At 52.6% G+C, this 15,395-nt stretch carries 11 protein-coding genes; 4 read left to right on the top strand and 7 right to left on the bottom strand.

Annotated elements, in window-relative coordinates:
• Positions 1–82: 82 nt before the first annotated feature.
• The 6 genes from ACQE3Y_RS14080 to ACQE3Y_RS14055 form a co-directional block, all read right to left on the bottom strand.
• Positions 83–1,690, bottom strand: a complete 1,608-nt coding sequence (locus ACQE3Y_RS14080) for an inorganic phosphate transporter (RefSeq protein WP_426981924.1) — start codon at positions 1,688–1,690, stop codon at positions 83–85.
• A 119-nt stretch (positions 1,691–1,809) separates the two neighbouring features.
• On the bottom strand, positions 1,810–2,817 hold the full coding sequence (locus ACQE3Y_RS14075) for a LacI family DNA-binding transcriptional regulator (RefSeq protein WP_426973140.1): 1,008 nt from the start codon (positions 2,815–2,817) through the stop codon (positions 1,810–1,812).
• 31 nt (positions 2,818–2,848) lie between these two features.
• Positions 2,849–4,258 carry a sucrose-6-phosphate hydrolase gene (locus tag ACQE3Y_RS14070; protein ID WP_426981923.1) on the bottom strand — a complete coding sequence of 470 codons (1,410 nt, stop codon included), beginning with the start codon at positions 4,256–4,258 and terminating at the stop codon, positions 2,849–2,851.
• The gene (locus ACQE3Y_RS14065) at positions 4,255–5,628 is read right to left on the bottom strand and encodes a sucrose-specific PTS transporter subunit IIBC (protein ID WP_426973142.1); all 1,374 of its coding nucleotides are present in this window, start codon (positions 5,626–5,628) and stop codon (positions 4,255–4,257) included. The genes ACQE3Y_RS14070 and ACQE3Y_RS14065 overlap by 4 nt, the downstream gene beginning before the upstream one ends.
• Before the next feature lie 32 nt (positions 5,629–5,660).
• Positions 5,661–7,157 carry a carbohydrate porin gene (locus tag ACQE3Y_RS14060; protein ID WP_426981943.1) on the bottom strand — a complete coding sequence of 499 codons (1,497 nt, stop codon included), beginning with the start codon at positions 7,155–7,157 and terminating at the stop codon, positions 5,661–5,663.
• 242 nt (positions 7,158–7,399) lie between these two features.
• A complete protein-coding gene (locus tag ACQE3Y_RS14055) occupies positions 7,400–8,311 on the bottom strand; it encodes an aminoimidazole riboside kinase (RefSeq protein WP_426981922.1) in 912 nt (303 codons plus the stop codon).
• A 373-nt stretch (positions 8,312–8,684) separates the two neighbouring features.
• Here ACQE3Y_RS14055 and ACQE3Y_RS14050 point away from each other — a divergent pair, with 373 nt between their 5' ends.
• The 3 genes from ACQE3Y_RS14050 (at position 8,685) to ACQE3Y_RS14040 (ending at position 12,283) form a co-directional block, all read left to right on the top strand.
• Positions 8,685–10,232, top strand: a complete 1,548-nt coding sequence (locus tag ACQE3Y_RS14050) for a methyl-accepting chemotaxis protein (RefSeq protein WP_426973146.1) — start codon at positions 8,685–8,687, stop codon at positions 10,230–10,232.
• 144 nt (positions 10,233–10,376) lie between these two features.
• Positions 10,377–11,204 (top strand): AraC family ligand binding domain-containing protein, encoded by an 828-nt coding sequence (locus ACQE3Y_RS14045; protein WP_426981921.1) that lies wholly within the window; start codon positions 10,377–10,379, stop codon positions 11,202–11,204.
• Between the two features lie 113 nt (positions 11,205–11,317).
• Positions 11,318–12,283 (top strand): DMT family transporter, encoded by a 966-nt coding sequence (locus tag ACQE3Y_RS14040; protein WP_426973148.1) that lies wholly within the window; start codon positions 11,318–11,320, stop codon positions 12,281–12,283.
• A 918-nt stretch (positions 12,284–13,201) separates the two neighbouring features.
• Here ACQE3Y_RS14040 and ACQE3Y_RS14035 read toward each other — a convergent pair.
• On the bottom strand, positions 13,202–13,600 hold the full coding sequence (locus ACQE3Y_RS14035; protein WP_085069697.1) for a transposase: 399 nt from the start codon (positions 13,598–13,600) through the stop codon (positions 13,202–13,204).
• Positions 13,601–14,131: 531 nt separating this feature from the next.
• Between ACQE3Y_RS14035 and ACQE3Y_RS14030 the strand changes: the two genes are divergently transcribed.
• Positions 14,132–15,388 carry an oligosaccharide flippase family protein gene (locus tag ACQE3Y_RS14030; RefSeq protein ID WP_426973150.1) on the top strand — a complete coding sequence of 419 codons (1,257 nt, stop codon included), beginning with the start codon at positions 14,132–14,134 and terminating at the stop codon, positions 15,386–15,388.
• The last annotated feature ends 7 nt before the right edge of the window (positions 15,389–15,395 follow it).

The following is a 15,395-nucleotide window of genomic DNA, read 5'->3' as shown; positions in this document are numbered from 1 at the left end:
TAAAAGCAAAGTATAGATAATTTATCGTTATCTGAAGGCAAGGAACCGGACTGACGATCCATTGACCTGCCGGGACCGTACGCTAAAGGCGTATAAACAGCATAAACAACAGGGCGGAAATCATAATCGAGACCGGCAGCGTCAGCACCCAGGCGATCAGCAGATTGCGTAACGTCGCCATTTGCAGACCGGAGCGGTTAGCCGCCATGGTGCCTGCCACGCCGGACGACAGAACATGCGTGGTAGAGACCGGCAGACCAAAGGCGTCAGCGGCACCAATGGTGGCGACCGTGACCAGCTCTGCGCTGGCGCCCTGTGCATAGCTTAAATGCGTTTTGCCGATCCGCTCGCCGACGGTAATCACAATGCGTCGCCAGCCCACCATGGTGCCCAGGCCAAGCGCCAGCGCCACCACGATTTTTACCCAAAGTGGAATAAAGCGGGTTGCATTATCCAGCTCGCTTTTCATCGCGTTAAGGTTGTTCTGCATCTCTGCCGGGAACGGCGCTTTTGCCGCCTTTAGCTGCTTAATGCTTTCCGCTGCCAGATACATATCATTACGGGTATTGGCCACCAGCTGTGCCGGAATATTCTCCATCGAACCATACTGCTTGATCTGTCGGCCAGTTTTATCCAGCAGCGCGCCCAGCGCTGGCGCAACCTGCGGATTGTTTTCGCCGCTGCGCATAAACTCCATCAGCACGTCACGCGGCACATACTGCGGCGGCAGCGTATGCTCTGCTGTCAGCTGCTGACTGGTAATCTGCGCCAGTGCCGCCACGCGCGGGATCTGATCGGGCGGGACAGAGCGGTTAAGAGCATAGGCAATCGGCATTGCGCCCACCAGAATCAACATAATCAGTCCCATGCCTTTTTGTCCGTCGTTAGATCCATGGGCAAAAGAGACGCCGGTGCAGGTGAGGATCAACAACGCACGGATCCAGCCCGGCGGCGGCTGTGGTCCTTCTGGCGCGCTATAGAGCTGGCGATTGCGCAGCCATTTTTTCATCACCAGCAACAGCAGCGCAGCGCTGGCAAAGCCAACAAGCGGCGAAAACAGCAGCGCGTAAGCAACATTAAGCGCCTGATCCCAGTTAACGCCTTCCATGCCGCTACGCCCGTTATTGATAGCGTTCGCCACCCCGACGCCAATAATTGAGCCAATCAGCGTATGGGAAGAAGAGGAGGGCAAACCCAGATACCAGGTGCCGAGATTCCAGGTTATCGCAGAAAAGAGCAGGGCATAGATCATGGCGAAGCCATTACCGCTGCTGGCCTGTAGCATTAACTCCATGGGTAGCAATGAAATAATGCCGAAGGCCACCGCGCCGCTGGAAAGCAGCACGCCGCTGAAGTTACATAAGCCGGACCAGAGGATCGCCGCACCGGGCGGCAGTGAATGGGTATAAATCACCGTGGCTACCGCATTGGCGGTATCATGAAAGCCGTTAACAAACTCGAACGCCAGCGCAATCACCAGCGCCAGGCCTAACAGCACAAAAGGAAAGTAGCTGGTAACGACTTGCCCGGACTCTTCCACATCGGCAAACAGGTTCACCCCGGCAAAAACGAGTCCGGCGACGATCAGCACGATCACGGCCAGTGCGGTTTTTTTACTGTGTTTACTGCTCAGATCGGGACGCGCCGACGCAGGCGATGACGCGGCGTGCCAGGTTTGATTCTCGCTCATGACGGGCCTCGCTAAAGAAGTAATATCGCAGCTCTGGAGTGTTACTTGCGCGATATGACAGTGCGATGACCCTAACGGTAAAAAAGCCTCAATTACAGATAATGCCTGGCGACGCGCGATCAGGCGCTGCGCCATTTCAGCCGTGCCGGCAAGTAACGCTGCAGATTTTCCGGCGTTTCGCCTTCCATTAAGGCTGTGACGATTTCGAAGCAGTTCCACGCCAGCATTCGCTCATCCTGTACCACCGTATCGATTTTCACCGACAACGCATCATACAGATAGTGATCGTCAAAGCTGCACAGGCGGATCGGCTGATCCAGCAGGCCATGTTGGCTAAGATAGCGCAGCACGCCCTCTTGCAGACCGCAGGCGGCACAGAACAGCGCCTGCGGTACGCGGCCCAGACGCATATAAAGCTCGGCAAACATCTCATAACCGGAGCTGGCATGGTAATGACCGTGAATAACCCACTCCGGCTTTAACGCCATGCCAGCCCGCGCCAGCCCCTGACGGAAACCTTCCAGCCGATCGCGGGTTGGTGAAATGCGCGGCTGGCCACCGAAGAAATAGAATTCGTCAAAGCCTTCCCGGGCAACGCTTTCAACCAGGCTGGCAGTGGGCTCCACCGCCTCGGTGATCACCAGCGGCAGCGAAGATTCGCCCAGATGACGATCGAACAGCACCACCGGGATCTGCTGATTAATCTTCTGGTATTCCGCATCGTTCAGCATGCTGGATGCCACGATTAACCCATCGACCTGGCGCTGGATCAGGTTATTCACCGCCAGCGTTTCCTGACTGGCGTTCTCATCCGTACAGGCGATCAGCAGCTGTAGTCCGGCATCGCGGCACAGGGTTTCCAGCGCATGGGAAAAGGTGGCAAAGCCCTGATTGGTCATTTCCGGCACTACCAGACCCACGGTATGGCTGCGGGAAGAGTTTAATGCGCGGGCATGAATGCTGGGCTGATAATGTGCCTGGCGAGCAATATCCATTACCCGCTCGCGCGTCGCTTCCGACACGCGCAGTTCCTTGCCTCTTCCGCTGAGAACCAGGCTGGCGGTAGACTTGGAGACGCCCGCCAGCTGGGCGATATCTTTAATCGTGACGCGTTTTGGTTTATTCACTGTCGGCTACATCAGGGTGATTTGATGGCGGTTATACTATCACGCCCGCTTCCAGTCGCCAGTAATGCAGCCTGACATTCGTCTCGCCTTCCAGCCGCAACTGCGGCGTCACCGTGGGAAAATAGCGGCTGGACATCACCGCCTCACCATCGTTGATAAAAATCTCAATGCTGGAACGGTCGCAAAAAATATGCAGACGGGCAAGGCTGCCGTGCCAGTAACGATGCTCTTCAACGCCGCTACGCGGGTTGCGCCGCGACAGTTGTAGTTCTTCTCCATTCCAGCTCAAGCGGAGCGCATCAGCGAAATGCAGCATTAGCGCGCCCTCTGGCTGCATCAGCAATTCGGCGCTGCTGATATCAAGCGGCTCCAGCTGTTGCGCTGCGCCCTGTAATGTCAGCGGTGAATGGCGCAGCTGCTGCAGCTCACGCGCCGGGCGTTGCCGCAGGCTGCCCTGTTCCAGCGTCAGCTCGCGTGGGCAGGTCATTTGATGGATCCAGCCGTAAGCGATGGTGGGCTGATAAAACTCATCGCCATCGGGAATACCCATCCAGCCAAACAGCAGCCTTCTTCCGTCGCTGCTGGCGGTGGTTTGCGGAGCATAAAACTCAAAGCCAAGGTCGAGTTCATGGAAGTCGCCATGCGGGAAACGGGCGTGCTGATAATCCAGTTCACCAATAAAATAGCCGCTCTGAAAGGTATTGAGCCAGCGTTTCTGCTGAGGTGCCAGTCCCTGCGGGCAGGTAATCAGGATATCGCGCTCGCCCAGACGGAAGAGATCCGGGCACTCCCACATATAGCCAAAATCGCCCAGCCCATTAAGCTGGCTGCCGGCGATTTCGCCCAGCAGTTGCCAGCTATGCAGATCTTCACTGCGCAGCAGCAGCACTTTGCCTTCGCCTGCCAGGTTTTGCGCGCCCAGTACCATGTACCACTGCCCGTCGTCATGCCGCCACACTTTCGGGTCACGCACATGGCCGCTGTAACCCTCAGGCAGAGCCAGAACCGGGCCCAGCTTACGACAACTGCCGTCTTCTTCCAGCGTGGCCAGGCACTGCCAGGCGGTGCGGCCTTCCGCAAACTTGACGTTGCCGGTATAGATCAGCGTCAGCACGCCATCATTATCTACCGCAGAACCCGAGTAACAGCCGTGGCTTTCATACTCTTCTGACGGCACCAGCGCGATCGGCTCATGTTGCCAGTGGACCAAATCGGCGGAACGCCAGTGGCCCCAAAATTTTGCGCCGTGTGCGCAGGCCAGCGGATTCCATTGATAAAAAAGATGAAAATCGCCATCAAACTGAATAAAGCCGTTTGGGTCATTCAGCAGGCCCACCGATGGCGCCAGATGCCAGGCCGGGCGATGAGGATCCTGAGCGGCGCGGAGCTGTCCCTGCATCAGCGCCTTTACGGTTTGTTTCAGAAGTGCTGCCTCTTTCATGCGCTGGCCTCAACTTTATATTTCAGCATCAGGGAGAGCAGGAAGCCGATGCCAAAGGCGATCGCCATACCGATAATGTAGTTCACCAGCGAGCTGGCCTGCACAATGGCCATGCCCGGCAGCGCCGTCAGCCCAACCGCCGTCATATTAACGTGACTAATTACCACCCAGGCTCCTGCCGCCGCACCGCCAACGATACCGGCAATAAAGGGTTTCATATAACGCAGATTCACGCCGAAAATGGCCGCTTCAGTAATGCCAAGCATGCCGGAAAAAGCGGAAGGCAGCACAATACTGCGCACCTTAACATCGCGGGTTTTAAACCAGACTGCCAGACAGGCGCCCGCCTGTGCCACATTGGCCATCGACCAGATCGGCAAAAGGAAGTTAACGCCGATTGAGGGATTGCCCAACAGGCCCGCTTCAATGGCATGGAAGCTGTGATGAATACCGGTGACCACAATCACGGAATAGAGACCGCCGAACAGCAACCCTGCCAGCCAGCCCGCATGAGCGATCAGCGTACTCAGCACCAGAGATATGCCATCGCCCAGCGCCCGTCCCGCCGGACCAATGATCAGCATGGCGACAAAACCGGAAATGATTACCGTCAGGAACGGCGTCAGAATAATATCCAGCGCGTCCGGAATAACCCGACGCAGACGCTTCTCCAGCAGGCTCATAAACCAGACGGCCAGCAGCACCGGGAATACCGTGCCCTGATAGCCGATCATTGCCACATCCAGACCGAAAAAATCCATGGTTTTAAAACCGCCCGCCACGCCCCAGGCGTTGGTCAGCGCCGGATGGGTAAGAATCCCGCCCAGCGTTGCGCCAAGATAAGGGTTGCCGCCAAATTCGCGTGCGGCGGTAAAGCCAATCAGGATCGGTAGAATGATAAAGGCCGCCGAACTGAACATATCCAGCATGACAAACAGTGCGCTGTCAGGATTGACCCAGCCGTAGGTCTTCATCATGCCGAGCAGGCCCATCAGCACGCCCGATGCGACAATCGCCGGGATAATCGGCACAAAAATGTTCGACAGCAGTCGGGCGACGCGCTGCGCCGGATTCAGTTTTTGCGTTGCTGCCTGCGCCGTTTCGCCTTTGCTGGCTTCGCTGATGCCTGCCGCCTGAATAAAGGCGGCATAAACCTTATTCACCACGCCGGTGCCGAAAATAATCTGCATTTGTCCAGCATTACGAAAACAGCCCTTTACGCCATCCAGTTTATCGATAGCATCTTTATCTGCCTTAGCGTCATCCACCAGTACCAGACGCAGACGCGTAGCGCAGTGCGCGGCCGATGCAATATTTTCCCTGCCGCCCAATAGCGGTAAAAGCTGCTGCGCAACCTTATTAAAATCCATACTGCCCCCTGTCAGGTTATTTTTGTCTGGTGTCAGAACCAGGTTTCCATCTGCACGCCAATATTCCACTCGCCGCCGGAAGAGAAGCCGCTGCTGCCAAAGGCGTCGTCGCTGGCATAGTTATCCAGCGAGCTATCCCAGTTCATCCAGCTGGCGAAAAAACGAATTTCCGGTCGGGTAAAGAAGTCGCCGATATCGCCGACCTTGAACGTTGGTGCCAGCGTCAGCTTGTAAAAGCTACCGCTAACGCTCTGACGGTTTTTAAAGCCCTGCGGATCAAGATCCATATATTGATAGCTGCCCTCCCAGGCCAGCGCGAAGTTCTGGTTAATTTCCTGGATAAAGCGGGCATTGAACGTCAGCCATCGATAGTCATCGCCCCGCACATAGCGATCGCGGCTTTGCTGCGCCAGCAGCGCCGGAGCAAAGCTCCAGGTGTTATTAATCGCGGTGGTACCGTAGCTGGCCAGACGCCAGGTGTTGGCGTTTTGCGTCAGGTTGCCATCCGAACCAATGCCTTTTACCTCCGCGCCCAGACCGTGGCCGTACAGCAGAGCGCTTTTAGCCTGACCGGCGCGCAGCCCGTAAAAGCTATCGTTGTGCAACGCCGCCATGACATGAAAACCGCTATCACCGGCATTGTCATTGCGAACGCCATTATTGACGCGCTCTTCATTGTCTTTGGCGCGCAGCCCGCTGAGCATAAACTGGAACGGTCCGACAAAGTTATTGGCGGTTACGATATAGTTTTGGATGGTGTTATCCACCGTTTCAATATCGCCAAAGTTGCGGCCGTAAAGAGAAAAGTTGCTGCGTACCCGATCGTTCCAGCGCACGTCATAAATTCCGCCGCCGGTTCCGGCAAGAAACACCACATCCGAGTCCAGCCAGTGAATATCAAAGTTATCGCGATCGAAGCGCTTGCCTGCCCATAGCGTGCTGTTATGGAACGCGCCGGTAAAGGTCGGCAGGCTGCCTAACTCAACGAAAGCCTGACGCAGATTCAGGCTGCTGGTATCTGCCGTCCAGTCGTTGTAGCTCTGCTGACCATCTGCCAGCATCGCTTTAAAGCGGGTTGTAGCACCGTTAGCCAGGCGGGTTTTATGTTCCAGGTTAAGTTCGACATAGGTGTTATTTTCATTGCCGAGTCTCCCTATCGCACCGCCGGTTTCGCCTGCTGGCGTCAGATAGGGACCGCTCTGCGTGCTGGTAGCCGCATCATTCATGATCAGGCCGGATCGTGCATAGCCGTGAAATTCAAACCCTTCGGCGATCTCTGGCGTTTGCGTCGGCGCGTCTGGCACGGCAGCAGTGGTCATTGGCGATGAAGAAGGCGATGGTACGGCAGCTGAAGACGCAGAAGCGGCGTGCACAGGGTTCGCTGCGGCTGGCGGCGCAGTGTTCGTCAATGCTACCGGCTGAGACTTGTCACGCTGCTGTTCAATTCCGGCAACGCGCATTTCTGCCTGGCGGGCGCGTTTTTCCGCGTCGGCCGCGCGCTGCTCAGCCGCCTGTAGGCGAGCCTCCATAGCAGCAAGTCGGGCGGCAAGCTGATCTACGCTGGTATCGGCAAAGGCGAACGGCGTGGTGACCAGGGTAAAAGCAGCAACACCAGCCAAAGGGGTCAAGATGTTCAATTAGGCTATTCTCCAGAGGATTAACAACTTTGCTAAACCGGTTCGACAGGAGGATATTGAAATTGGATCCAGTAGATCAATAAAACTTGCTAACCCGGTTTAGTAATTGTGACCGGGCCAGCAATTTTCTGTTTTTAGTGGGGATCCTGATAAGGCAGGGCGGTCATTGCACCGCGTGCCGTTGTTGCCAGTGCGCCACAGCGTTGGGCGCTGGCGATCGCCTGCTGAAGCTCAACAGGTGAAAGGGGATTGGGATCGCGGATCAGAGCGGCCAGCAGACCGGCAACAAACGCATCGCCTGCACCGGTGGTATCAACTACTTTAACCTGCGGGGCTGAATAGTGGCTCAGTTCGCCGTTCTGCCAGAGCGTCACGCCTGCCTTGCCCTGGGTAACCAACAGCAGAGCGGGACGATAATGCGCGCTGAAGCGGGCAATGCCGTCATGCAGCTCGTTGCTGTCGGTGAGAAAATAAAGCTCTTCCAGCGAAAGCTTTATCACATCTGCTTTCAGCAGCGCCTGAGCGACAACGTCGCGCATTTCCTGTGGATCTGACCAGAGGTCTTCCCGTAGGTTAGGATCGAAACTCACCCAGCCGCCAGCCTGCTGGATACCATCGATGGCACTGAAAGCTGCGCTGCGTGATGGCTCGGCGCTGAGGGCAATCGAACAAAGATGCAGACCTTCGCCTTTCTGAAACACAGGGAGATCCGCCGGGGTCAAAAACAGATCGGCGCTCGGGCGTACCATAAAGGTAAAAGTGCGTTCGCCTTCTTCGTCCAGGCCGACCAGCACCGTTGAGGTGCGTTGGTCCGGCAGCGCACGCATATAACCCGTATCCACATTTTCCTGCTGAAGCGTTTTCCGCAGTAGCTGGCCAAAGGGATCCTCTCCTGTGCAGCCAATAAAGGCGCTGTTTCCGCCCAGTCGGGCGATGCCGACCGCCACATTTGCCGGCGCGCCGCCAGGACAGACTATCAAACGCTGCTCGCCTTCCGGCAGCAGATCCACTACGGCGTCACCCAATACCCAGATACGTTTTGTCATCGCTTCCTCTTAGCTAATCATGCTAAACCGATTTAGCTAATCATGGCACATTTTTCAATGCGGGTGATAGCCCTGCGTAAACGAGCTTTAAAGGAAAAGAATTGCGGAGCGCCAGCCAGCACGGCCTGCATACGGGTAATTCTGGCTGCCTGCGCATCACCGGGCAGAGCTGTTGCGAATGATGCCTGCGGGAACAGGCGCGCGGCGGATAGCGCCCGGCACGCCGTATAAGTTACGTTTAAGGTTTTCGTGCGAAGGATCAATGAAAAGCTCAATAAAAAGTGAAAAACAGTGCTTTGCGCGCATGAACATATAAGAAATTTCTGACTATGGCCGATAAAGAGGGCACCGGTTTTATTCAGAGATCCCTTTAATGACCATCAAACGCTCTTCACTTATTATTCTGATCGCCTTACTGGCAATTTTTCTGTTCAGTTCCGTGACTAACGCTTTCCTGTTTGTGCGCAGCAATAACTCGCTCGACAGTGTGAACAAGGAAATCCGCGTGGTGTTGTCCATCATCGATCCTATCAACCACAGCCGTAACCTCCGTGTGCATCTGATGGAGTATATGAAGCAGCTGGAGAAAGGCGATATTGAGAGTGCCAACGCCAGAATGGCGGGTGTGGAAACGCTGGTGCAAAAAATGGATGATGCCTTTGCCGCCTATGTAAAAGCGCCGCGTCTGAAAGATGAAGATGTGCTGCTGGCTGAGTATCAGCGTGCCTGGCTGGCCTATAAGCAACAGGGAATCGAACCGCTGATCGCCGCAGCGCATAGCGGCGACCAGGCCGGATTCACCAGTCAGCTCACCCAGGTGGCTAAACTGGACCGCCAGTATGAAATTGCGCTGGATCAGGTGCTGGCGTTGCACGAAGCCTACGCGAAACAGCTCAACGCTACCGCTCAGCAGAACTTTAACTTCTCGGTGATCATGCTGGTGCTGTTTGCCGTGGTGTTTGTTTTCATTATTGGCCTGATCTATTTCCTGTTGAAAAAATACCTGCTTGATTCACTGCTGGCAGCGAAAGAGCAGTGCAGCAAAATTGCCGAGGGGCAGTTACAGCATACCGTGCCGGTTAGCGCGACCTCACGCACTGAAATTTCTGAAGTGATGCGCTCTATTGAGCAGATGCGTCTGGCATTGATTCAGATCATTAGCCAGGTACGTGACTCTTGTCACTCCGTAGCCAACGCGTCGCAGGAAATTGCCGTTGGTAATATCGATCTCTCTTCGCGTACTGAGCAACAGGCGTCAGCGCTGACACAAACCGCAGCCAGCATGGAAGAGCTGAGTGCAACGGTAAAACAGAATACCGATAACGTTTATCAGGCAACGCGCCTGACGCAGGAAGCGGTAAAAGCGGCTCAAAGCGGTAACGAAGTCTCGAAAGCGGTGATCACTACCATGAGCGGCATCACACAGAGCTCACGGAAAATCGAAGAGATCACCACCGTGATTAACAGCATCGCCTTCCAAACCAACATTTTGGCATTGAACGCTGCGGTAGAAGCGGCGCGAGCCGGGGAGCAGGGACGGGGCTTCGCGGTAGTGGCCGGTGAAGTGCGCAATCTGGCAAGCCGTAGCGCCGCCGCCGCGCGCGAAATCGAAGAGTTGATTAAAGATTCCGTTACCAGTATCAGCCAGGGATCGCAGCAGGTTACCAAAACCGGCGAAGCGATCGCGAATATCATCGATTCCGTTACGCGCGTTAACGCACTGATGCAGGAGGTTTCTACCGCGTCCGACGAGCAGAGCCGTGGCATTATGCAGATTGAACAGGCGGTAACAGAGATGGATGGCGTGACGCAGCAAAACGCCGCGCTAGTGCAGGAATCTGCTTCTGCGGCTTCTTCACTGGAAGAACAGGTTAACTACCTGAAAAATACCGTTTCGGCGTTCCAGCTACCCGCGCATTAATCAGGCCAACAAGGGCGATAACGTCGCGTCGCCCTTTTCCAACCTGTTTCACAGAAATTGCTGGCAGAGCATAGCCATCTTTTGCGTTATTCACACGCAACTGCCATGCTCTGCTTTCTCTCTTTTTTCTCTCAGGAGTTTAGTGTGCAGGGTGTGCCGCAACAGTTTCCCAGTGAAAAGGATCGCGCCCAGTTTCTTCAGCTTAGCGAGCTGCCCGGCGTTGAACTTTATCAGGCGCATATATCACGCTATGCCTTTGAGCCTCATACCCATGAAGCGTTTGGGATCGGCGCGATTGATTTCGGCGCGGAGCGCTTTCGTTATCGCGGCGCCAGCCATATTGCGGCGGCGCAATCGCTGGTAATGATGAATCCGGACGAACTCCATACCGGCGAATCGCTGGGAGAAGAGGGCTGGCGTTACCGTATGATCTATATCGATCCTGAAACGCTGGAGACGCTGACGGGCGAGCGCGGCTGGTGGTTTACCGAGGTAGTAAAAGAGGAGCCTTTGATTGCTTGCCAGCTTTCGCAGGCGATAGCCGCATTGTGGCGGGCGCCTGATGCACTGACCGCTCACGGTCAGATGCTACAGATTGTGGATCTGTTCCGGCCTTACGCCCGTATTGCGGATAAAGCACCGCAGGAGAAAATGCACCGTTTTGATAAGGTGCGCGACTATTTGCGTGCCAGCTATGCCCAGTCGGTCACCCTGGCGGAACTGGCTGAACTGGTTTCGCTCAGTCCTTATCATTTTTTGCGTCAGTTTAAATATCACTTTCATGTTACGCCGCACCAGATGCTGATGGCCTTTCGTCTGTTTGAGGCCAAGCGCCTGTTGGCGCAGGGTTACAGCGCCGCCGATGTTGCTCTTGGCGTGGGGTTAACCGATCAGGCGCATCTGACACGCGCGTTTGCTCATCGCTATGGCATAACCCCCGTTCGCTACCAGAAGCAGATAGCTGGCCGTTAAAAGCCGTCGACCAGCGCCAGTGATCCTCTCCTGCGCCGATCGCAATCTCCTACAATATTTTCCGCTCAACCTGCGTCACAATGGCCGCTCATATAATTGTTAATGAGACCGCTATGCTTGCAGGAGTACTTTTTGCGCTGGCCGCTGGCCTGCTATGGGGCCTGATTTTTGTTAGCCCGCTACTGGTGCCGGAATATCCCGCCACAATGCTTTCCGCCGGCCGCTATCTGGCCTTTGGAATGATCGCTCTGGCGTTAGCCTGGCACGACCGGCACCGTTTGAAACGGTTATCACGCGGCGACTGGGCAGAAGCTTTCCGTCTGACGCTGATAGGCAATCTTCTTTATTACAGCTGTCTCGCCGCCGCTATTCAGCGTACCGGCGCACCCGTATCAACCATGCTGATCGGAACACTGCCGGTAGTAATAACCATCACTTCAAACCTGTTATATGGTGGTCAGGAGGGGCGCTTAGCCTGGGGTAAGCTAATGCCTGCACTGCTACTGATCGTTGTCGGTTTAGTCTGCGTGAATGTGGCTGAGTTACGCGGCGCGGCGCAACACATTGAATGGGCCAGTTATCTGAGCGGTATTGCCCTGGCGGTTATGGCGGTGATCTGTTGGACCTGGTATCCGCTGCGCAACGCCCGTTGGCTACGCGCTAACCCCGATAAAAAACCGGGGACCTGGGCTACGGCACAGGGCGTGGCAACGCTGCCGCTGGCACTACTGGCCTGGCTGCTGGTAGCCCTGATGATGAACTGGACTATGCCAGGTTTTGCTCTGCCTTTCGGCCCCCGGCCAGAGGTCTTTATTCCTCTGATGCTGGCGATTGGGCTGTTTTGCTCATGGATTGGGGCGCTGTGCTGGAATGAAGCCTGTCAGCGTTTGCCGACGGTGCTGGTAGGGCCGCTTATCGTTTTCGAAACGCTGGCGGGGCTGGCCTATACTTTCATGCTGCGCCAGAGCTGGCCACCGCTGCTCACGCTAATGGGAATTGCCTGTTTAATTATTGGCGTATTGATTGCTATTCGCATTAAACCTGAGCCAATAGTCGCACCGTTGGATATTTCCCCATAATTTACTTAGAAAAAGCGTCCGGTTTAAATAGCTGACCAGGCGCTTTTAAGAAAACCCTCAACGGCTTTTCACCGTTTTTGTTTTGATTTGCGTTAAGTGGCAACGTTTACGTAAAAAAAGCCCGTCCGGGAAATAAAATTTTTGCTGAAAGGGAGCTAATATTGCAGTAGATAAAAATTGGCCCTGATATTAAGATAATACTTAACCTGATAACGGCGGTAACCTGGGTCATTTCTCAACTAACTATCTGATTGTCTTGCCATAAGTGCCCCCTCCTGCGCTATCGGATTTTTCGCTAAAACGTTTCAACCCAGACGCATAAATGTCAAAGTTTACTACTGTATCGCTAATGTGTTGCACATCACATTATGGTAAAAATCGCGATCCAAACATTGCTTGAGTTGCCCTCAACAAGCAGAGCGGTAAACAAAGATCCTCTTACAAAAATCATTAGAAACCTGAAAGTGAAAACGGTTAAGACCATCTTTTGAACGCATTGCAACGTGATAATCATTAACTGTGCTTAATGACTTTACGGCGATCCTATTGTGAGTAGGGTACGGCAAGCAGATAAATCAGACCCCGATTTGCCATAAAAGGCATGGACAAACCGATACAGATTTATCTGGAAAGTATAAGGCAGATTGAAGCGAAATGGACCGTTACAGAGAAGACTATTAAAAGGGCTGAAGTGCTTCCCGGCCGCCTTTCCTGCATAAGTAAAGAAAGGTAAGCCGGGAAATACCTGAAATAAAGGGTTTTAATGTGAGTGTGATAAAAGAAAGCCTAAAAAACAATCGTGCCCAAACTGAAATAGTTCAGGAAAAAATGGTACGAATGGCTTGTTCTTAAAATTTTAATTAATTTCACACATCTTTGCTTATCAGATTTATCCTGAGCGTAGGCATTATTATTTAATCAGTGATTATCACACTGCCCGGAAGGATAGTGATAAACGCTACGGCTAATATCAAGCAGGCGGCAGCTACGGCGTGTACCTATCTCGAAAGTATCCTGTAAATAATTAACTGCTTGCCGCTTATCATTAGTCGTAAAGAAGTTTTTGACCACGCTTTGCAGCATCGCTTTATCAGAACTCAGAATTTGCAGTTCCCGGTTTAGTGCCTGCAGTCTCTCCTCTAACTCTTTGATTTTTCTACCTTCCTCGGAAGATAACCCAGCGTACTTCTTCTTCCAGCTATAAAAGGTCGCTTCAGAAATCCCCAAATCTTCACAGATATCTTTGACCTTAACGCCACACTCAGAAGCTTTAATCGCGTTGGTGATTTGCTCTTCGGTGTATCGTGACTTTCTCATAAATGCTGTTACCTTTCTAATCAATTAATGGATGAGAAAAGCTGCAATAATAAATGGATCTAATCCCCTGGAATATTAAAGCAGCGTTTTAAAGTGCGCGATTTGAATGGCAAGCAATAAGTTAAGTTATCCTGTAGAAATATCATCATGGGATTTCTCTTATTTTATCTTTGGCTTAAACCCATACCTTTCTCAGCACCCAGTTTTGTTATAAATTCACTTCCCGTCAGGTGAACGATTTTGACAATGCTGGCACTCCACCGGAAACTTGCGTAACGGTAAATTTGTGCCAGGGTAGCTTTCAAAAAATAATTTTTATGAAATCGTTTACACAAAATTGAAAAGACCATTTTTTACCAGATAGCCTATGAGAAAAATCTCATGAAAAGGCAAGTAACCGTTATTTAGATAACCGGTAGTGGAATGTGGTTTTTAATCTTGTGCCGCCAGAGTTCACTGTGCGTAATTGTACGTTTAAAACACGGACGTCTTTTTCATATGTGAGAAGTGAGAAATACAAAGGATGCGTCGATGAAATACAGTGTGATGTCCAACGCCGCCTGGATGATATCTGAAAAATTTGTTTCCATATTTGGCGTAATTTTTGTCACGTCTTATGTAGCAAAATCTTTTGGACCCACGGTATTTGGTCAGATGTCTTTTTCAACATCGCTGTTCTCAGTGGTGCAAACTATTGCAATTTTTGGTACTGAAACCCTTCTGTTCAAGCGCATCAGTAAAAGCGCACAGAAAGGGATGCGTCTGATGACCATCGCCAAAAAGCTGCGTTTGGCTTTACTGTTGCTGCTTTCCTTGCCGCTTTTGGTTTGGATGTACTACCACATGCGCGAGAACTATCTCGCCTTTGCGTTGGCTTCGTTTGTAGCGGCGCTGTTTGTTACGCAGGACACCTTTAGCGTTTTTAACAATGCCCAGCTGGCGTCGCGCTTTAATACGATTGCCAACACCGTGGGCATGTTGCTGGGCTTTGCTATTAGCTTTAGCGTTGCCTGGCTAAAGTTGAGCCCGCTGTGGTTGACCTTGTCTATTGTCGCCGTCACGCTGGTACCATACATGATTAAACGGTATAGCTTTTATCAGCGTTACAGTGATGAAGAACCGCCGCCAGGTAAAAGCGGCAGTTATCTGCGTTACTTAATATATGCCGGACTGCCTTTAGCGATTTCGAGCATATTTATTTCAATTCAGATAAAAATGGCGCAATTCTTCCTGGTCAGCGTAGGGACTGCAAGGGATGTTGGGTTATTTAACGCAGCGAATATCATTTCTGCATCATGGATATTTATTCCTGCGGCAATTATTACCTCAAGCTTTACTGAAATATTCAGAGAGCAGTCAGAGAAGGCGTTAAAGCTGACTGCACGGTTGAATGGCTATGTCATGGTTATTTCACTATTGATGCTGCTTATCGTATCCCTTTACGGTGAGAAGATCATTATTACCCTGTATGGGGAAGATTACACACAATCAGGAAGTATCGTTACGTTGTTGTCATTAGCAACTTGCTTTTCGTCAATGGGGACGGTCGCATATCGTTATATGGTCAAAGAAGGAGGTTTTAATTATCTGTTGAAGAAAATTCTCTGTCTGATGTTAATCAGCATACCGCTGGCATGGTTATTAATTACCTGTTTTGGTTTGGTTGGCGCAGCCTGGAGCGTTTTAATCACAGAAATTCTGTCCCTGACCGTAATGAATTACTTCTTTAAGCATGGCGTCATTCGCAAGATCCACGTTTCCTCACTCAACTACAAAACTTACAAATGAGGTTAAA

The sequence above is a fragment of the Pantoea sp. FN0305 genome (assembly GCF_050113845.1).
Classification (GTDB): domain Bacteria; phylum Pseudomonadota; class Gammaproteobacteria; order Enterobacterales; family Enterobacteriaceae; genus Mixta; species Mixta alhagi.
Note: the sequence above shows the minus strand (reverse complement) of the source record. Positions and strands in the feature narration are given on the sequence as shown.